This window comes from Muribaculum sp. An289 (genome assembly GCF_002159555.1).
GTDB classification, from domain to species: Bacteria; Bacteroidota; Bacteroidia; order Bacteroidales; family UBA932; genus Merdivivens; species Merdivivens faecigallinarum.
This window is the reverse complement of record NZ_NFIV01000002.1, coordinates 130,276-149,557: the sequence shown is the minus strand read 5'-3', so window position 1 is coordinate 149,557 and position 19,282 is coordinate 130,276. Positions and strand designations below refer to the sequence as shown.

21 protein-coding genes are annotated in these 19,282 nt (G+C 43.3%); 7 read left to right on the top strand and 14 right to left on the bottom strand.

The features are described from left to right. Window positions 1-638 precede the first annotated feature (638 nt). The 6 genes from B5F83_RS02230 to B5F83_RS02205 form a co-directional block, all read right to left on the bottom strand. Complete coding sequence (locus B5F83_RS02230) at window positions 639-2,447, bottom strand: UvrD-helicase domain-containing protein (protein WP_087275504.1); 1,809 nt, start codon at window positions 2,445-2,447, stop codon at window positions 639-641. Then, on the bottom strand, window positions 2,444-4,366 hold the full coding sequence (locus tag B5F83_RS02225) for an AAA family ATPase (protein WP_087275502.1): 1,923 nt from the start codon (window positions 4,364-4,366) through the stop codon (window positions 2,444-2,446). Before B5F83_RS02225 ends, B5F83_RS02230 begins: the two co-directional genes overlap by 4 nt. A gap of 64 nt (window positions 4,367-4,430) precedes the next feature. Further along, window positions 4,431-5,951, bottom strand: coding sequence for a caspase family protein (locus B5F83_RS02220; RefSeq protein ID WP_087275500.1), 1,521 nt, complete (start codon window positions 5,949-5,951; stop codon window positions 4,431-4,433). A gap of 46 nt (window positions 5,952-5,997) precedes the next feature. Beyond that, window positions 5,998-7,053, bottom strand: a complete 1,056-nt coding sequence (locus B5F83_RS02215; RefSeq protein ID WP_087275498.1) for a PDDEXK nuclease domain-containing protein — start codon at window positions 7,051-7,053, stop codon at window positions 5,998-6,000. Window positions 7,054-7,057: 4 nt separating this feature from the next. Further along, complete coding sequence (locus tag B5F83_RS02210) at window positions 7,058-7,258, bottom strand: helix-turn-helix transcriptional regulator (RefSeq protein WP_087275497.1); 201 nt, start codon at window positions 7,256-7,258, stop codon at window positions 7,058-7,060. A 194-nt stretch (window positions 7,259-7,452) separates the two neighbouring features. Further along, window positions 7,453-8,883, bottom strand: a complete 1,431-nt coding sequence (locus B5F83_RS02205) for a P-loop NTPase fold protein (RefSeq protein ID WP_087275495.1) — start codon at window positions 8,881-8,883, stop codon at window positions 7,453-7,455. 281 nt (window positions 8,884-9,164) lie between these two features. On the opposite strand from B5F83_RS02205, the gene B5F83_RS02200 reads away from it, so the two are divergent. From B5F83_RS02200 to B5F83_RS02170, 7 genes are all read left to right on the top strand, one after another. Further along, complete coding sequence (locus tag B5F83_RS02200) at window positions 9,165-9,608, top strand: JAB domain-containing protein (protein ID WP_087275493.1); 444 nt, start codon at window positions 9,165-9,167, stop codon at window positions 9,606-9,608. A 364-nt stretch (window positions 9,609-9,972) separates the two neighbouring features. Further along, the gene (locus tag B5F83_RS02195) at window positions 9,973-10,197 is read left to right on the top strand and encodes a hypothetical protein (RefSeq protein WP_087275489.1); all 225 of its coding nucleotides are present in this window, start codon (window positions 9,973-9,975) and stop codon (window positions 10,195-10,197) included. Between the two features lie 22 nt (window positions 10,198-10,219). Beyond that, on the top strand, window positions 10,220-10,633 hold the full coding sequence (locus B5F83_RS02190; protein WP_087275487.1) for a PcfK-like family protein: 414 nt from the start codon (window positions 10,220-10,222) through the stop codon (window positions 10,631-10,633). A 2-nt stretch (window positions 10,634-10,635) separates the two neighbouring features. Next, a complete protein-coding gene (locus tag B5F83_RS02185) occupies window positions 10,636-11,934 on the top strand; it encodes a PcfJ domain-containing protein (RefSeq protein ID WP_087275485.1) in 1,299 nt (432 codons plus the stop codon). Window positions 11,935-12,029: 95 nt separating this feature from the next. Next, window positions 12,030-12,275 carry a hypothetical protein gene (locus tag B5F83_RS02180; protein WP_087275559.1) on the top strand — a complete coding sequence of 82 codons (246 nt, stop codon included), beginning with the start codon at window positions 12,030-12,032 and terminating at the stop codon, window positions 12,273-12,275. A 188-nt stretch (window positions 12,276-12,463) separates the two neighbouring features. Beyond that, window positions 12,464-13,183 carry a hypothetical protein gene (locus B5F83_RS02175; RefSeq protein ID WP_087275483.1) on the top strand — a complete coding sequence of 240 codons (720 nt, stop codon included), beginning with the start codon at window positions 12,464-12,466 and terminating at the stop codon, window positions 13,181-13,183. Next, window positions 13,180-13,458 carry a hypothetical protein gene (locus B5F83_RS02170; protein WP_087275481.1) on the top strand — a complete coding sequence of 93 codons (279 nt, stop codon included), beginning with the start codon at window positions 13,180-13,182 and terminating at the stop codon, window positions 13,456-13,458. The genes B5F83_RS02175 and B5F83_RS02170 overlap by 4 nt, the downstream gene beginning before the upstream one ends. A 61-nt stretch (window positions 13,459-13,519) precedes the next feature. On the opposite strand, the gene B5F83_RS02165 is transcribed toward B5F83_RS02170, so the two are convergent. The 8 genes from B5F83_RS02165 to B5F83_RS02130 are packed head-to-tail and all read right to left on the bottom strand — an operon-like array spanning window position 13,520 to window position 19,272. Next, window positions 13,520-14,005 (bottom strand): DUF3872 domain-containing protein, encoded by a 486-nt coding sequence (locus tag B5F83_RS02165; protein ID WP_087275479.1) that lies wholly within the window; start codon window positions 14,003-14,005, stop codon window positions 13,520-13,522. A gap of 47 nt (window positions 14,006-14,052) precedes the next feature. Next, entirely contained in the window at window positions 14,053-14,781 is a 729-nt protein-coding gene (locus B5F83_RS02160) for a DUF4116 domain-containing protein (protein ID WP_143822436.1), read from the bottom strand. Window positions 14,782-14,784: 3 nt separating this feature from the next. After that, on the bottom strand, window positions 14,785-15,108 hold the full coding sequence (locus B5F83_RS02155; RefSeq protein ID WP_087275475.1) for a hypothetical protein: 324 nt from the start codon (window positions 15,106-15,108) through the stop codon (window positions 14,785-14,787). Further along, entirely contained in the window at window positions 15,089-15,973 is an 885-nt protein-coding gene (locus B5F83_RS02150; protein ID WP_204207302.1) for a toprim domain-containing protein, read from the bottom strand. Before B5F83_RS02150 ends, B5F83_RS02155 begins: the two co-directional genes overlap by 20 nt. Window positions 15,974-15,978: 5 nt before the next feature. Next, window positions 15,979-16,560, bottom strand: a complete 582-nt coding sequence (locus B5F83_RS02145) for a conjugal transfer protein TraO (RefSeq protein ID WP_087275473.1) — start codon at window positions 16,558-16,560, stop codon at window positions 15,979-15,981. Then, entirely contained in the window at window positions 16,557-17,603 is a 1,047-nt protein-coding gene (traN, locus tag B5F83_RS02140; protein WP_087275471.1) for a conjugative transposon protein TraN, read from the bottom strand. The genes B5F83_RS02145 and traN overlap by 4 nt, the downstream gene beginning before the upstream one ends. 39 nt (window positions 17,604-17,642) lie before the next feature. Next, complete coding sequence (gene traM, locus B5F83_RS02135) at window positions 17,643-19,004, bottom strand: conjugative transposon protein TraM (protein ID WP_087275469.1); 1,362 nt, start codon at window positions 19,002-19,004, stop codon at window positions 17,643-17,645. After that, window positions 18,991-19,272: a TraL conjugative transposon family protein gene (locus tag B5F83_RS02130; RefSeq protein WP_087275467.1), complete on the bottom strand. Its 282-nt coding sequence runs from the start codon at window positions 19,270-19,272 to the stop codon at window positions 18,991-18,993. The genes traM and B5F83_RS02130 overlap by 14 nt, the downstream gene beginning before the upstream one ends. Between the last annotated feature and the right edge of the window lie 10 nt (window positions 19,273-19,282).

Genomic DNA, 19,282 nt, shown 5'->3' with positions numbered 1-19,282 from the left:
GGAATGAGGGGGAGGGGAAAATTAGATTTTGTCACCTGTTTTTCCACCATAGCCATCGATGATCTTTATAATATATTGATAACCAATGTTTTATTAAAATTATCCCTGCTTTTGGGTACCTCAAAAAGTACCCAAGCGCAGATGCGGTTTTTATAAATTACTTATTATCAACTCTTTACAAGAATAATGAATGGCTATGGGGTAGAAAAAGTTGATTTTGTTCGGGTCACGGGCGAGAAATGAATCCACGGAAGATTCCGACCGGAATTATCCGCTGGTCCGGGAAGGGGCCGCGGGTTCTCGCGTGCAGAAAATGTAAGGCAAGTGCATAAAAAAGCCCCGAAGATTTTCGGAACTTTCGCAAAATATTGATTTTCAATATTTTATCTGCGGTGCGGACGGAAGATGAACCTTATAGTCAATCACTTCGTCCTCAATATCTTGTAACTACAAATTCTTTAAGTCCTCCTAATAGTCCTCCTGATGGATTTCACTGTTTCGCGCCAACTTGCGACAAAAACATTTGGACAATGCAAATGTAACAAAAATTCTGGATATCCTAATTATAATGATAATTCAATATCCCCATCCGTAAGCATCATTACATTATGGCTCATTACATAACTAATTTGTAAAGGCTAATTTTTCCGCAGGTTGATGTCACGAATATCTATGTCCACCCCTGCCAGAACTCTTCTAATATGTTCATCTGCTATTGATCTCGGCACTGCTAATGATAAAAACTGACTTGCTCTAGAACAAGCCACATATAACATCCGCTGACTCTCTGTCATTACTCTAACTTCAGTACTTGGAAAATCATTTAGTGAAATACTTTGTCCTCTGCTGTCAGACGATAGAAACAGCAGCACTGCATCCAAAGTAGCTCCCTTTACTGCATGTATCGTATCTATACTCTTATGGTATTGACTACCTTTATCATTTGATTGATGATATTGCTCCACAGGTACATCTGCCATTTCTCTCATTTTATATCCTATTTTCTTTTGATATGGAACAAAAACAGGCTTCTCTTCAAGCGACCAATATTCCTTCAACAATGTACAGGTCTGTTCTGACCATTCTTTGAAAGTTAATGAAAATGAGGGCACTTGTTTTAGAAAACCAAATATCCTTGCATTCCAGTCTATATCATATTCAATTTCGTGTATGAACTTATGCTTTGCTTCTGGATTATTATTAGTTAATAGATCAGCTAATACAAGCCTTACTTTCCTGAAAGCATAATCTATGTCACCAGCATCAAAAGCGAAGACGGCATCTATAATCAAATAAGGTAACTGTTGCTCCGTTTTCCAGTACTTGAAATCGACATCTTTAACACCAGCTAGTTTTTTACATTTATCTACCCCACGTGCCAATATGATTTTGCTTAGTAAATCATTATCCTCACAAATGCGATAAAAATCCAAAATAATATCTTTAACATTCCCATCATCATACTTATACACTATGATGGGCACTCCTTTATCCTTGATACCATACGAAGTAATCGCAGGGACATCGCTTGATTTAAGTTTACTATATAAATCTATTATACGCTGATTGGAACGCCTACATTCAGACAATGGCAAAACGTTCCACCCTTCTTCTGCCATCATGCTTTGCAACAACTCAGGCCTGGCATTATTGAATCCATAGATGGATTGGCAAATATCACCAACAAATTCAAGATTCTGCAAACCGGCTCTTTTTAACAGCTTGAAGAATTCAAAATGCAATTCAGAGTTGTCCTGCGCCTCATCTACAATGATATACGGGAAACGCATTACAAGCGCCTTGGCTATGTCTTGACAATGTTGCAATATATCACATGCGATCCACAGCGCATCGCCGCTCGTTATAAAGCCTTTTTCTAAACGATACGTAAAAACATCTTCACAATATGTAATCTCATTTGCTTTAGTTACTGCATTATGATTCCATTTAAATGCGGTCTTATCTCTTGAAACCAATGATGGTTTTTTATTATGCATTAGTCTTGCATAAGGTCGTAGTGCCATTACCGGGCATTGCTGCCATCTACCGTTTATCTGAATATTGTTGTAATAAATCTGTTCTAATATTTCTCCCTCATTCACAACGATTGGCCTTTTTTTACACGCATCGCATAGATACCAAAACGGAAGCACTACATACTGCATAATAAAACTATCAATTGTCAACACCTCGTTGGGAAAAGTCAATCTTTCATTATGCATCTCTCCGTATTTCTGCTTTAACTCAACACAGGCCTTATTGGTAAATGACATACAAGCAAAGCCTGTATGTTTCCCATAATGTTCTTCACAATAATGTGAAACTGCCAAAAGTTTCTTTACAATACTCGTTGTTTTCCCACTACCAGGGCACGCCGTTAGTATAGTATAACCACGTGCTTCAAGATATGCTTGTCGTTGAGAAGTTATATCATAATCCAGAGTCATGATACTAAATGATTTATTGCGTCTTGAATATACATAGGCACAATGAACTTCATGTCACCACCTTCTTCCTTTTTATCTAATAGAAATGAATTCAGTCTTTGAGAAAATTCAGCCTTGCTCGGCAAGCATTTCCACATCAGCAAGGCAACATTCTGCTGTTCCTCGTCGTTCATATTTTTTTCTCCAAGTCCTGACATGTAGGACTCCACTTTGTTTATACCTTCTGAATTCACTTGCTGAATAAGTTCGTAAAGCCAAGTTTCTTTTGTTGCCTCCTTATCAGCAGTAACATTTGCTTTGCATATTTGATATTCCAATGTTTTCTTTCCTGAACATATTCTAATACCTGATTGGTTGTTAGTCATAGCTATCATATTGTTAACGCGACCACTGATTTTGCCATTATTAATTCCATCTCTTAGAATATGCAGTTTTTCATAATTATTCTTCACCAATTCATTCAGGTTATATGCTTTATCCTTGGAGTCTGTAAACTGGTCCTCATCAGTAATAAACGCTGATTTTATAGGCAAACGTTTCGCAGGATCAGAAGAATTAAACAACATCATAAACTGATAGAAAGCTGTTCCATCTGTATCCACTATTTCAATTTGATTATCAATCAACGATTTATTCATCAGTTTAGAGAAAGTTTCTACTAATTGACACTCAGAGATACCCTCAATGAACAGACAACCAGACGAAAATAGCAACTGTGAGCGTGTAACATCAAAATATCTAGATATCATTCTTCTATAGGCGGCTACTTCTTTCTCATCTAATACTCTTCTATTGTCAGCAACATCCCGGACAATTTTTTCCAAATGTCGTTCTTTATAACAATTACCGACATGATAAGCAGCATTATCCTTGAGCAGAATTATATTCTCCAGTGGTATCCTTGACGTCAAAGTCGGAGAATGCGTTGTGATAAATGTCTGGCTATTTTCACTTGTATCTGCATCTTTAAGAAAGTTATACAGATTCACCTGCAGTTGTGGGTGTAGATGTGCTTCTGGCTCTTCTATCAATAATGAGTAGATACTCACACAATCTTCCGTATGACAATCTTTAATATCACTTAATACCGAAGCAATATATATTAAATTGTTATATCCAAGGCTATTTTGGGTCAGAATAAATCCCTTTTTCTCAGCAGCAGAATATGGCAAGAAAGGTTTAATGATATTAACGATATATTCAATCTTATTCTGTTCTATGTGCAGTTCTACATTATGCAGTTCTGACCTATTTATCTGGTTCAAGTTATTGTTTATACCAGTTTGTGTTTCTCTAACTTCTTGTCTCTGCAAAAGTTTGTCGTTTGCGTCATCCACTATATTTCGAACCTCATCTTCCGAGCCAGCCCTGTCAATCTTTCTTTTAATTACCCTTCCTAACAGATTGTTGCGTGAACTCATCAGGTCTCGTGTACTGTCACGTAATGCGCCGAGATAATATGGATGAAAATAATGAAACGTATTCCAGTCAGCACGAATACTATTCTCTTCTTTACCCGTTATGTATGAGGTGTATATTCTTCCCTTCTCTTTCATCTCAAAACTCAGATGAACCCTGGCAACCATAGCACCATCGCCTTTTCTGTACAGATATTGATAAAATGCACCTTCTTGCTGTGCTGATAATCCTTCAAACTGATAACATATATCTATTTTCGTTGAGGTCGTTATCGTTTTAGTACCATCAGGATTTTCTGTAATCTCTACATGAAAATCCTCTTTTTTTATCTCTATATCTCGGTCTGACTCTCCCCACGAATAAAACAATCTGATGGCATCTAACAAAGATGTCTTCAACTGCCCGTTAGCTCCTATAATTACATTCAGCTTCTTATCAAATTCTACTAATAGTTCCTTAATACCACGAAAATTCTTTATATAAATTTTACTTAGATACATAATAGGAAATATTTTTTACAATATTCATCACATATTTATCATTCAGTTACAAACTCAGCAGTAGCTAGTTATGAACTTCTATTCCGCTCCTAAAATTACGTTTAAATTTACGATCAAGCCACATAATTTCATTCATAGGTTTCTCATTATATATCAAATTAAGATATTTTGATGGTATCCCATAACCCTCACACAACATACTTTCTAATTCTTTTTCCCGAATGTTCTGTTCTTTGGTAAATGGAAATACGTTACTATCATCATCTGCGGCTAATAGGTCATAACCGTCAAATGACACGCTTTTCACAACGGACATTTCCATCGGGTCATCCCATATTGGATTCACCACTTCTTTGTTCAGTCTCACATTTATAGAAACCTCTATCGGTTCTGGGCTTGGAATAAAAATAAGAAATGGAGAAAAACTTTTTAACAACTTATGTATGAAAACAAATGAACTTTTCAGTGACTCAATCTTTGTATGCTGCAATAGCTCATTGAGAAAAGCCGTCTTAAAATTTTTATAGCGAAATCTGCCGTCCTTATTAAAATAAATCTCGAATAAGATTCCATTAAGAAGATGATTTTCACTTTCATTACTATATTTCTCTAGCACACCACTATCTATTATAACATCTCGCGCACCATGCGAACCTCCTATTGCGGCCTGCAGTAAGTTCCTTCCTATAATAAACAATTGATTCTTATCCAACATTTTGGGAATAATTCTCTTGAATTCCGCAACACCATCGTTCTGCTCATACCAGTTATATGATTTAAGTTTTTTGATAATAAGTGCTATAACCTTGTCCGTCGTGGCATATTGAATATCTTTCAACACCATGCTATCATATCCTACATCATCAACATGTACCATTTGACCACTATTAAAAGAAAAGGAACCAATTAACGATGTATGCTCCCAACTTGTTTTCTTGCCAGCAGTCATCGCATTTACAGTAGAGCGTACTTTTTTAAAGAATGTTTCAATCTCAAGTCCTTCTTCTTTGAGATGCTTTAGTAATGCACCGGTATATACACTATGCCCTTCCATTCCAAAATCATCAGCTTTTTCTCCAGGCGAAGTGGAATAGGCTATCAATGTGCCTTTAGGTGCAAAAAGTGGTGCTAAATTAACAGAGCCCCACCCTCTTTCTTTACCTTCAAAAGGATTATTCCTACATGCATCGATAATGACGATTATCATTTTACATTTGGTATCATGCAATTCTTTTATACAATCTTGTAAATCTATGGAATTTCGTATTGTACTTTTTGCACATTCTCCTATCGGGGTGTTGCGCATGATTAGATAATTCTTTCCATTTATCTCTATACCATGTCCTGAGAAGTATACTATGCCTACTTCATAATGACTGAGATCTGACTTGAAATTCTCGAAAAGTTCATCGAATCTATCTGTATCTATGTCATATGCTTCTGGCATCATCATAAAGCCTAATTCCTGAAATGCTTCATAAATACTTCTCGCATCATTTACAGCATTGTCTAAATCAGGTTTAACTTGGTCGTAATGGTCATTACCTACCACAAGTGCCTTTCCCTTCAATGGTTGTACCTGCATATCTTATTCTTCTTTTTGAATGTTATATTGTTTCATTATTGTATCATCACCTCTGCTTTGAATCCTCCTCTATATCAATACGAAGGGGTAGTTCTTTGCCAAAAGCCTCCACTTCCTCTGCCACAACTTTCTTTAGTTCTTCCTGCGGAACAATCAACTGATAGTCCGCCACACCAATGGGCTTGCCCATATCTTCCAATGCCAGTTCCACTTCCACACGATCTTTCTCGGCACACAGAATTATGCCGATAGAACGGTTTTCATCATCCCTCCGCTCCAAGCGGTCAAGCAATGACAGGTAGTAATTCATCTTACCTGCATATTCTGGCTTAAACTCACCTATCTTCAAGTCAATGGCGACAAGACAATGTAATCCGCGATGAAAGAAAAGCATATCTACCTTACTCCGCTTTCCATTGTATTCGAGTACATGCTGATTGCCAATGTAGGTGAAGCCTTTGCCTAATTCCAAAAGGAATTGCTTTACTTTTTCTACCAATCGAGTTTCAAGTTCTGTTTCTAAAATTGGGTTTTTGACACCAAGGAATCCAAGATTATAACCGCTTCTGAATACCTCATTGGCAAACATAGCCTGTGTAGCGGGCAGAGTCTGCTCGAAATTGTTATCGGAAAGGTCATTCTTTCTTATGTGCATTTTTAGAGAGATGGCACTGGATAGAAGTTCACGATTCCATCCTTTTGAAATGATTTCCTGTGCATAGTATAAAATAGCATTGTCATCTTCTCCAAACTTCCGCATCAAGGTCAGTATATGTCCCCATGGTAAAACTGCGACAGCCTGTCGCAGTTTTGGGCCACTGTTACAAAAACGTTCATAGAATTTTTTCATATCCCACAGATTTCTTGGGGAAACACCCATCTGCGGATAGCGCTGCTTTAAGTCATAAGACAAACGATTGACCACACCACTTCCGTGCCTGCTCTCAACTTTTCTATCGTGAAGTAATTTCCCTATTTCCCAATGAGTTGTACCAATGGCAGAACACACGGTTGTTGCCACCATAGCTCTAGTTCTGTCAATAACTGCGACAGCCTGTCGCAGAATTGCTTCATACTCTGATTCTTGGATTTGTACCATCATGCCCTCAATCTTTTCCAGTTATAAGTTCTCGTTTGTCGATATCAAGTAAAGTTGCAATTCTGTCTAACGTGTAAAGGTCTGGCTGGGACACATTGGTACACCACTTGCTAACTGTAGACGGATTCTTCCCTAATTCCCCAGCAAGCCATTTGGCCGTCCGCTTCTTCTCAACGAGCACAACTTTTAAACGATTTAAATCACTCATTTGTAAATATTTTTAATTTAAACGCAAATATATACGAAATAACAAACAATAACATGGAATTTATTCAGATATATGAAACTATATTATTTCCATATCATCGACAAGTTGCTTCTAAGAAACATGTCGGCACTCATTTTCGGGCCAATCTCTTTGGGTTCAATTATGGCTCATTCCCTTTATAATGGTTGGGTAACTCAATCATTGACATACTTATCATATGACTGTATTAATTCTATTACTTTTGAGTAATCACTTATTTGAATTCCAGACCCACCATTACGATTCCTTATCTCTATTATTTCATTGTTTTCAACAATTAACTCTATTGCAGTGTAATCGAAATGCATTTCCATATAAGGCCGTGTCGGTATATAATAATGCTCACCATCATAATAGACTTCTGATGAAAGATTCATTAACATGAACAAATTAAGCATTTTATATAACTCGTCCGGGAATCTTTTCGTTTCATTTATATCCGGTTTCAAAATCCACGCTCCATAATCAATATCAAATTGTTTACAGATTGCAATAAACAAAAGCATTGGAGATGTTTTCGGGATTTGAAGATGCTGATTACTGTCTTTTAATGAAAAATACAGATTCTCTGTTGTAACAATCTTCTCGCAATACCTAATCCTTTCCACAATCTTCCGCAAATTATACATATATGCACGGCCTTTTTGCTCCGACAACTGCATAATTTCAGAGGCGAGGAGATTGGCTATTACATCACTTTTTAGATACTCGTAGATGCAGTCTTTCAAGTACTCATGCATCTTGCTCCGTAAGGAGTATCTGAATACTTTGCCCGACGAGAATTTACTGATATAGCCGTTAAAATCAGTCTTTTCGCCATAGAGGTGATGATATATGTTTTCGACGTTGTCATAGTCACAGACGACCAATATCTTGTCAAAATCAAACTTGTTGGTTTTGCCATCATCATATCCGTCCCATTGTGAAAAATGGGCAGAAAATATATTCAGTATCCGGAAAATATGTCCAGGGTCTATCCTGTCTAGATCTTCTATCACTAATGCTATCTTTCGTTTGTTGTCTTTTAGTCTATTGACCAAATCGCAAATCAGGCGGGATATAGGATCAAATTCATAGATTGTTCCTTTTTCATTCTCAAATTCATCCAGATATTTATTCAATATATTTCTATTCGACCTTCTGAATGATTTATACTGGTTAAATATACTTTTTATTGTCTTTGCGATATCTTTAGGAGAAAACTGTATCCCATTGCCGAAAATACCTATTCTAATATCTGGGATACAGTCTATTATGTCATCACTGCTTTTAAAAATGACTTCTTTTATAATCTGGAGATTTGGTTTGGTAAAGGAGTGAAGTATAGAATCATCCAACGCAAGTATGCCCAATAATATGTCTCTTTTTATATACTCAAATATATCTTTGTTCTCACATGCCTGATAATTGGTCGGATATAATGTTATAATATCATATTCTCCAGAAATTGCCTGCCGAAATTCATTAAGAAAGAAGCTTTTGCCTTCTCCGAAAGGAGCCGATAATATACTACGCCTGTTATTCTTAAAACAATGTTTGAACCGCTCTATTTCGGCATCCAATGGTATGATTCTTTCGTTATCCATTATTCGTACTATTTATAAAAAACAAATGTAGAGAAAATATCCGTTTTTAATATGGGAACTGCATTTGTCCATAGGTCATTTGCGTAAAGATTCACATTTACTTTTCTGCAAAGTTACGGGGTAAAACGGACAAGCTGCAAGGCCGGACCTGCGGTTTTGCGCACAATCTCCACTCCTCATACTTCGGGTTGTATTCTGCGCAAAAGTCTTGCATGAAGTCCGTTCTGACCCCGGTGTCCTGAAAGCAAAAAATAAATGTTTCACCTTTAATTTTTTGCAATATGGATAATCTTTCTTTCCCTCAGATTACCGTCAGCTACAAGGACGCTGACTCTTCCAGAAGAACACTGATTCGTTCTTCAAAGGACTCTTATAATATCCTGCGGAACATTTACGAGGACTGCATGCAGCACCACGAGGAGTGCTGGGTGATGTTCCTGAACAACTCCGGCAAACTGCTCGGCGTATCCTGCGTATCCAAAAGCGGCATAAACGCCGCTCTTGTGGATATACGGATTATCCTCCAGACGGCACTGGTGTCACATGCGACAAGCATCATCCTCTCGCACAACCATCCTTCCGGTAACAGTGTGGCCTCCAAAACAGACAACAGTCTTACCAGCAGACTGAAGAAGGCCTGTGAGACACTTGACATACAGCTTCTGGATCATATAATACTCACAGAAGACAGTTATCTGAGCTATTCTGACGAAGGGATGCTGTAAGGCTCCCTTTTTTTGTTCGCACACCCATGCCGTTTCCCCCCATTCCCGTCTCTTCCTCCGTCCTCCTCCACCTGCCGCCTTCATTGCCGCTCCGTGCGGTTTATGTTCAGGTGCAAAGGTATTTCCGGGATTTCAACGGGCATACAAGGTCGGGCCTGCGGTTTTTGAAAAAATCTCCACGCCTCCGGGTAGTATTTGTTTCAAAAAACCTTGCATCCCCTAATCCCTGCCTTTTGAAGCACCTGAAACATAAACATACCGAAGCGACCGGAAGACGCATAAAAAAATGTCGGAGGACGGAAATACGGGAAAGACGAAACAAACACCCAAAGCTCCCGAATCCGCATAAAAAATAAAAAAGGATATGGCAACGAAAAGGCATTCAAGAACGGCAGCGCAGCAATGCAGGTACTACGAGGTGGACAATATCTTCTGGTACATGGCAGAGACCTACATCAACGGCAATTTCAGCACATTCCGAGAACTATACAAGGAGTTGTGCAAGGATGCGAGACGGGACTTCATAGACTTCCTGCTCAGTGAGGTAGAGCCAGTCTATTGGAGAGAAATTCTGAAAGAGACCATTTGACAACCACATAAAAGACAAGGATATGAAATCAACGGAACATTTCAAGATGACGATACAGGCCTATCTGCAACAGAGGGCAGCGGAGGACAGACTGTTTGCGGAATCCTACCGCAAGGAGGGGAAGAACATCGACGACTGCATCACATACATTCTGAACGAGGTACAGCGGAGCGGTTGCAACGGCTTTACCGATGGCGAGATATATTCCATGGCAGTCCATTACTATGACGAGGACGATGTAGAAGTCGGCAACCCAGTTTCCTGCCAAGTGAGTGTAAACCACATTGTGGAACTGACTGAAGAGGAAAAGGCGGAGGCGAGACAGAGAGCCGTGGAGCAGTATCAGAAGGCAGAACTCCGCAGGATGCAGGAACGCCACAAGAGACCTGCCGTCAAACAAGAGACACAAGTACAACCCAACCTATTCAATTTCTGATTATGAAACCGAGAACAAGCATACAGAAAGAAGTCGCACGACTGAGCAGAAGACTGCCTGCAATATCCGAAACGCAGAAGGCATACGCCTACCGCCATTGTTTCAAGCACTTCGGAAGAAGAACGACAAAGGGTATAATCCATTGTACCGAGTGCGGACATTCGTGGAAAGGGGGACACACCCTTGCAGACACGATATGCGGCTGCAAATGTCCGCATTGCGGTATGGAGTTAGAGGTGTTGGACACCCGAAAGAGGGTATTCGGCTACAATGAGTATTTCTCAATCATCACCACCTGCAAACAATACCAGGTGATACGGTTCTTCTTTGTCAAGGCATTTTTCAAGATGAGACAGCCTGCACAATACTCCATTTGCGAAGTGGTGCAGAGGTGGATTGCGCCTGACGGAAAGACCGAGACCGTTGCCCGATTGCGCAGAATGTCTCTGTTCTATTATGACTTGTGGGCGGAGTACAGCGGAATGGAGATACGCAGTAACAAAAAGCATCGTGCGTATGACATAACTCCATATTGTACCTATCCGAGACAGAGGATAATTCCCGAAATAAGGAGAAACGGATTTCGGGACGAGTTCCACGACATCCGGCCGTATGACCTTTTTACGGCTATTCTCTCCAATCCGAAAGCGGAGACATTGCTGAAGACAGGACAATATCAGATGCTGAACTACTACCTGCGCTACTCGTTCGATATGGAAAAGTATTGGGCATCAATAAAGATATGTATAAGAAACGGCCATATCATCAAGGACGGCTCAATGTGGAGAGACATGATAGACCTGCTCCACCACTTCGGCATGGACACGAACAGCCCGAAGTATGTCTGTCCGTCCGACATCAAGGCCGAACACGACAGACTGGTACGGAAACGCAACCGACAGAGGGAACGGGAGGAATTGGCGAAGCGCAGACGGGAAGCGGAGAAGCATGAGGACGAGTACCGCAAACTCAAAGGCAGGTTCTTCGGCATCCTCATCACGGACGGCGCACTCAACATACGGGTATTGGAGAGCGTGGCTGAATTTGCGGAAGAAGGTACGGCAATGCGCCATTGCGTATGGTCCAACAATTATTACCTAAAGAAAGACTCCCTCATCCTTTCCGCCACCATTGACGGAAAGCGCATAGAGACGGTGGAGGTATCACTTAAGACATTCAAGGTGGTGCAGAGCCGTGGAGTATGCAACGAGAACACGGAATACCATGACCGCATCATCAGTCTTGTGGACAACAATATGTGCCTTATCCGCAAGCGGATGAGAACAAAGAAGGCATCATAATATAATTGTTGAATTTTAACAGACAGAAAATGGGAACATACAGAGTACATACCCGTCAAGGAAATAACACAAGTAACAATCAAAAGGAAAAGACAATGAGAACGACCTATCAGACGATAATCGTAAAGTTCAAGGAATCCATAACGGAACTGAACGGCATTTTCAGCGATACGCAGTCATGGGGTGCTGCAACCCTCAAAGAGTGGATAGACGGTTACGAAAGCACCCGTTTTACACAGACTGACAGCCATACGGCAGTCATAACGAGCGAGTACAATATGGAACATGTAAAGGAATGGCTTGACAGGCATACTGCATTTGACAGATTAAATGAGTATTGACACTGCGGTGGCAGATTCTGCCGCCGCTACTTTCTTTCGGTGAGCATGAGGGCGGACAAAGAAAGTAGCAAAGAAACCGCTGTTCTAATCTGCGATATATAATTAACTGGCACGCGGTTTGACTATATTAATTAATAGTTAAACAGCTAATCTAAAACTGACAAATTGACATGAAATCTGATTTTATTATGAAAAAGTTTCTTTTCCTCTTGTATCTAAGTGCTAGTTTCCTGCTGACCTCATGCGCGGTAATACCAAAAGAGACAGTAACATTGTCAAAAACAGTTGGAGAAGATTTACTGGTTCTGCATCAATCACACAGAGCCGCGATTGAGATTTTATTTAATCGGATAGAGAACGATATAAATACGTTTATTGACAACACTTATTCTCCCTATATAATACATACTGTACTTCAGGATGAACTCAACAGATATAAGATTGGAGACAGCACATCTTTATACGGAATTATAGTAAATGCCGGCATGAATAATACTAAAGAAGCTACGGATGAAGCAGTGGGTATCATGTTGGAATTTACAGAAGCTGCAAAAAATCAAATCGAATCAAAAAGAGAAGAGTTGTTAGTTCCCATAATAAAGCAGAAAAATGAGATTATGGGGAATATTGATTCATCATATCAAAATGTTATTTATGCCAATTCCACCCTCACAGCATACCTTGAATCTACACGAAGGCTGAAAGAAAGTCAAGGTAACATTATATCTGGATTAGGATTAGACGGACTTGATGACAGTTTTACAGAGAAGTTACTGGACCTGTCAGATTTCATGGATGAGGCAATTAAGGTTGGCAACACGATTGATACAAAAAGTGACGAGGCTCAACAAAAAATAGACGAGATAATTACTAAAATTAAAGATATTACGAATAATATAACAAAATGAACAGATTTACAGACTCTTTTGCAAAAGCCGATGAAAAATTCGACAATCAGTTCTCTGAACAATTAGAGCAGCTGAAAGGCCTAACCCAATCCGAAATAGAAAAGGCGATGGCAAATACATCAGACATAGAAATCTATCGTCAATTGGCAGCAATTGTCGATGATGCAAGTTGCAAAAATTTGAAACAAGCAGAACTTGTCTCTAAAATCAAAGCTCTAGGAGAAATTGCTATCAACTTAGCAAAAAAAATTCCTGGACTGGATAAATTATTTTAATTATAAAGTTAATTGTTGGGGATGCTATACAAATCTATGTATGGCATCCCCAACAATTTATTTAATTTACTGTAATCAGGGAATCTATAGGATAATGGGCATCTGGTAAATCCGCATCGGAAGCATTGTCACCGCTGTCATGCTGGAAGTCAAATTCCAGTTCGCATGACTGTCCGAAGTTGTCCTCCACGACCACCACGAAATTCTGAGATTCCTCGCATCCGGAGGTATAATATAGTCTGAATTTCTCGTTTTCGAGCAGGTAGCGGTCATTCGGGAGCAGTACAAGGCTGTTGTCAAGACTGAGCGTACCCTCGCCGTCATACTGGAAATAGCGGACGGTATAGAGAGCATCGGCAAATTCGCCGGACCGCTTCAGTTCGCAGCGGATCTCTGCGGTCTCTCCCTTTGCCAGCTCCTTCGGTACAGGCATAGTCTCTACCGTAAATTCGTAGGACTGCTGCACATCCAGTTCATTGTCACATGAGGCAAGTGCCGCTGATGCTGCCCCTGCACACAGGACAGCCAGATATTTGAAAAATGTCATATTAAAATTCAATCTGTTCATTTCTTTTTCTCTTTGATGGTTGTCAATTACTTTAATTTCAATGTTCTGTTGTTGGGCTTTCTTAATTCCCGTATCCCGTTCTTGTACTGGAACCGTCCGTTTTCCTTGTCATATCGGACGGTACAGTCTTTCATCACCCCTTCTGGGGCAAGGAAGCGGCTGACTGCCAAAGGTCTGCCTTCATAGGCGTTCTTTATGGCCTCGTAGTCATATTTATTGCCGGTGGCTTTTTCAAGGATACGGCTGAATGTGAATATGTTCCTTCCGTTCCTGACATTCTCAGGCAGGGCATCCGGTCTGATGCGGAACAGGTCCGGGTACATCTTCTCCGCAGCAAGGCATATGTCAGGAGTGCGCCTGTCCTTCGGAACAAGCAGGAATGACTGGAATCCTGCGTACAGCCCGGCAATATACGCTTTCTCCGTCTTCAGTTCGTCAAGGACTGTCCTGTACGCAAGCACGGAATTACCCGATACGGAGACGGCTTTCATCACAAGGGCCTCGTCCTGCAGATGCACGGGAACATACGCAAGACATCTTCCGTCATGTGAAACAAGGAACTCGGCCATATCCCTGTCAATGGTCTCCGGTCTGAGAAGGGAGGCCAGCTCCATGACATCCCTTCTGTCCATTCCTTCCTTGATGCATTCCATGCAGACATCAGGATACGGTATCAGGGATATGATGTCGCAGTGGTCATATCCGAGGTCAGGGGATGCCGCAAAAGCCTCACGGCACATGGCGCGTGTCCTCATGCCTCACGGCACATGGGCCAGATTGTACCCGCACTCACGCACGACGGCAATGTAATCCTCATGTGTCAGCACATCCTGAGGCATCCTTCCAAAAAGTTCCGGATTCTCCGAGAATATCATCGGCAAAAGTTCCTTATGCCCACGTTCGGAGAGAATTTTCAGAGACTCCGGGTCCGCTTCAAGCGCAGCGGTTATCACCTCGTAGGTAAGGTTCCTTACCGGAACATGCCGAAGGTTGGCCGGATCTGCCGTGACTGCCTCAAGAGAAGCCGCAGCGGTCTTCTCATTATCCGGAAGTCTGCGGTAATCATTCTGTATCCCTGTCATGCTCAATATTGTTTTTATCTGTCAGATACTCATTCATATCCTTGTATCCCGAATACATTGCCGACATATCTCTGATATCGTCACCGTAAACGGAACGCAGCCTTTCAAGTGTCCTGCTGCCGGCATCGTCGTTGTCAAGCCAGCATCGGATTTCGGCATAGTTCTCCAAAAGAGGCATTGCCCTGCCGACATTGGCGACCGAATTGAGGATTATATGATCCTCTCCGGCGCCTATGCCTAGTTCCTTGGCGGAAAGGTAGTCGATGAAACCTTCATATACATTGCAGACAGGCGAGCCTGACAGGACCAGAGAGACATCCTTCGGGGAGATGCTCCCCTTGAAAAAGCTGTTCCGGAGTTCGTATCCTCCGCTGCGGTTCCTGAACGCCACTGCGAAATACTTTTTGTCTCCTGCCGTGTACCATGCCTCATGGCATGTCCTGACTGCTGTACCACGGCAGATGCCCCGGCTTTCAAGGTAGCCCAGAAGCGCAGCGGACTGCAGCGGGCGTATCTCCACATCCCTGAATCCCGACTCATCCCGTCCGTGACCGGATACGGGACATGCAGCAGGCTTCAGTGCCTCCGGAAGCGGCAGTCCCGAAACTTCGGACACATATTCTACCTGACGTATGAAATCGTCAGAACGAAGCAGCTCTCCGGCAAGGGTGAATATGTCTCCGCCTTTCCCGGTTCCGAAGTCATACCACAGCTGTTTTGCGGTATCCACCTTGAAAGATGCCGTCTTTTCATTCCTGTACGGCGACCTGTACCAGAATTCGGCCCCCTTGTGTCTGATGGGAGCATGCCCGAGCCGGGCAAGAAAGTCCTCCAGCGGAATATTCCGCATCGTCTCTATATCCATGGCCGTCAGTTTATGATGAATTTGACACCTATGCCATACTGCGTATGAAAGTGCCCCGTGCTGCCACCCCAGAGGAATCTCTCCCGCACTGAGGCAGTCATGGCAATGCGGTCTGCAAGATACACCTCCATCTCCAATGTGGCGGCGCAGCCGTAGATGAAGGCATCCCTGTTGTTCAGACGAGAACCGTCATAGAGCAGTTTCTCGTCCCAGTTCACGGTCTCGTATCCGGCAAGTGCGGAACCGCCGATATAGAGGAACATTATCTTCCGGTTGTCGGAAAGGAAATTGTAGTAAAAACCGCCCTCCGCCGTAAACTGCGCCACAGGAAGGCGCAGCTCCCTGTACGGCCTGTGGACCTGAAGGAACTCCGCACCATAGACCCATTTGTCGCCGCCTTTCGTGTAGGACGAGAGTGCAGCCCCGAAATAATAGCCGGCCGTGTTTTTCAGTTCATCCGTGTAGAATCCGTCCGCCATGCCACCGCGCAGTTCGATGCCCTTCATTTTGGGGAGACAGCGTTGGGCGTGCGCCTGCCCTGTCAGAAGGGCAAGCGACACGGCAATCAGAAACAACGCCTTTCTCATCGTACTTTCAGCTCGTTTATGACCCTCGCCAATACCAAGTCTTCATTTTCCACAATGAAGGACTGATGGCGGCCGCCGTTCTTCTCGCACAACTCGACCACAAGCTGCTTGTCATCGGGAATGGTAAACTTCGGGAGGCAGAACACAGTACGTTCCGCCTGCTTTCCAGCCACACGCACGGCATAATTAAAGGCACGGACAGGGAACAATACCTGCTCCTGGATGGCGGTGCGTTTCGCCACCTTCTTGTCCACGACCTTGAAACTGATATAGTCCACATCGAAAGGCACGTTGGACGAGTTCTTGATTTCCGTGTGCAAATAGAGCAGGTCGTTATGCACATATATGCCTTTGAGGACATACTGGATGCCGAACCTTTTGCATCCTATATGTTTTACGATACGTCTGTTTTCCCTGTGTACTGATTTCATTATCAGATGCACGAGCATCGGACTTTCCGAACCGAGTTCCTTCAGGTAGATTTCCTGTGCGTTGTTGGGCCTGTTCACGGCACTGCCGTCATGCAGTAAGTCCGCCATCTCCACATTCAGAAGCAGCGGCTCGTCGGCATACTTGACATTGAAGGTGTAGAAACTTCCGTCCTCCGTAATCACGGACATATTCGTCTCGTTGCGGAAATTTTTGACAGTGGCTTTTACGCGGATGACATTCTCAGCCCCGTCAGCCTTTCCCGCAATCAGGTTCGGCGACCCCAAATCCACATAGCGCACTGCGGCCGGGAAAAGTATGTGGACGGTCTTGTCATAAGTGACCTCAAGCCCGTGAGGAGGTATCATCCTGTCGAACATCAGCTTGCGTGTAAGGCCGTGATAGAGGTCGCCGTCCTCGTCCTGTTGCGGATAGACATCCTTCTGCAGGGTCAGTCCGTCCGCATGAGTGCCGTCCGTCTCTTCGGATACGGCTGTGACCGCATCCGCAACATGCATGGCGGTACTGTCGTCCCCGCCGTTCTTAAGTTCCTGTGCGTTCGCCGCACACACGATGCCCAATAAAAGGGCGAGCATAAAAATTACTCTTTTCATTTTACTTTGGATTTAGTGGTGAATAATATTGTCTGTAAATCAGTTCTCATACTGGTAGAGCAGCACTCTGTATCCTGTTTTCAGGTGGACTTTCACGGTGCGCATCTTCTGTGCGATATACTGGCTCGTACCTTGTATCACACTGCGGCCGAGGTCGGAGGCGAGCTGCGCTCCCGCATTCGTGGAGATGCTGATGCTGCTGCCAAGCGAGCTGCCCATATTGGCTGCTATCTCCCTGACCGCATCCATCTCCATAGATCCGGGAATGAAGATGCCCTCCTGACCGTCACTGTCAAATACGGAGAGTTCCACGGAAATGATTGTGCCGCCGTATTCTATCGAGGAGACCATGATGCCGAGCCGTTCGCCCTGCACCCTTGCCGCACCCACAATTACCGTATTTCTCGGAATTACCATATCCGACACCCTCATCGCTTCGAGCAGACGGAGGCGCACCGACTGGCCGTCCGTTATCGTCTGATCTGAATGGACACACGCCGAAATGGTGTTCCTGTTTCCCGTCCGTGCCGTACCGACCGCCGTATTGAAACCATAGTTCCTTTCCTGCGTGTATCCGGCCACGAATTCCGCATCGCTCATCGGCTGCGGGAGAGAGGAGACGGTCTGACTTGTAACCGTTCCGACCGGCATGGCCACAGCATTGCCGTTATGCACAGCCGCTTTCCGTCCATCTTCCTGATCGGAAACGGCAGTCTGCCCGCCCACATTCTGGCCTCCGGGCATGTATTTCGCCGCCAGTTCGTAGGACTTCTCAAGCAGGGCTATCTGCTCGTCCATTGACGAGGGCTGTGCCTGCTGCTGCGCCATCATTGCCTCCAGCTCATCCACACGCTTCTGAAGATCCTCCTCTTCAGTATCTTCTTCCGGTGTCTCGTAGAAGTTTCCCAATGTGGCATTGATGTCCCGGTAGGCATCGGCCGAGTTTCTGATGGCAGCACTCCCGGTACTTCCGCCACCAGCATAACCGGCGGATGCCATACCGCCGCCGGGATTGAGCAGGTCGTATTCATAACTGTCCGCACCCTCATTCTCCGTCCCGACATTGCCAAACAGAGAAGCGAGGTCTTGGACGGCCCTGTCACGGTCTTTTTGTTTCGCTTCCAGCGATGCCTGCTCATAGGCTTTCTCCTTGTCACCGATGATGACGGCATCGGTCGGGAGCGGCATTTCCGTATTGAAACCCGTTCCGGACTGTTCCTGCTCCTTATCCTCCGCCGATGGAGAGAATATCAGCCACATCGAGCCGAGAAACATCAGACCCATCAACGGATAGATGAGCATCTTCTTCCGCCTTTGCCGCTGTTCATGCGTAAGCGGCTCTTTCGGGGTATTGCCCTTTCCCCCTTCAGGCGTTCTTCTTATCAGTTCATTCAGTCTCATCGGCATCATGTTCTGGTGTTTCACAATCGGACCGTTCAAGGGACGGCAGCTCCAGGTGTTCTATATGCTCTATCCGCATCGGTTCGCTGCCTTTCCCGAAATCGCGGATTGCCGTTCCAAGCATGACAAGGCAGCCGGCGGTGAAGAGAGAGAACATCACGAACACAGCCGTAAGGCTGGCTTTAGGGGAAAGTGCCTCCAGGCGGCTGTGCAGCCGCCTGTCAATGGCATCACGCCACACTGTAATTTTATTTATTGTCTTTCTCATTGTATTGTCT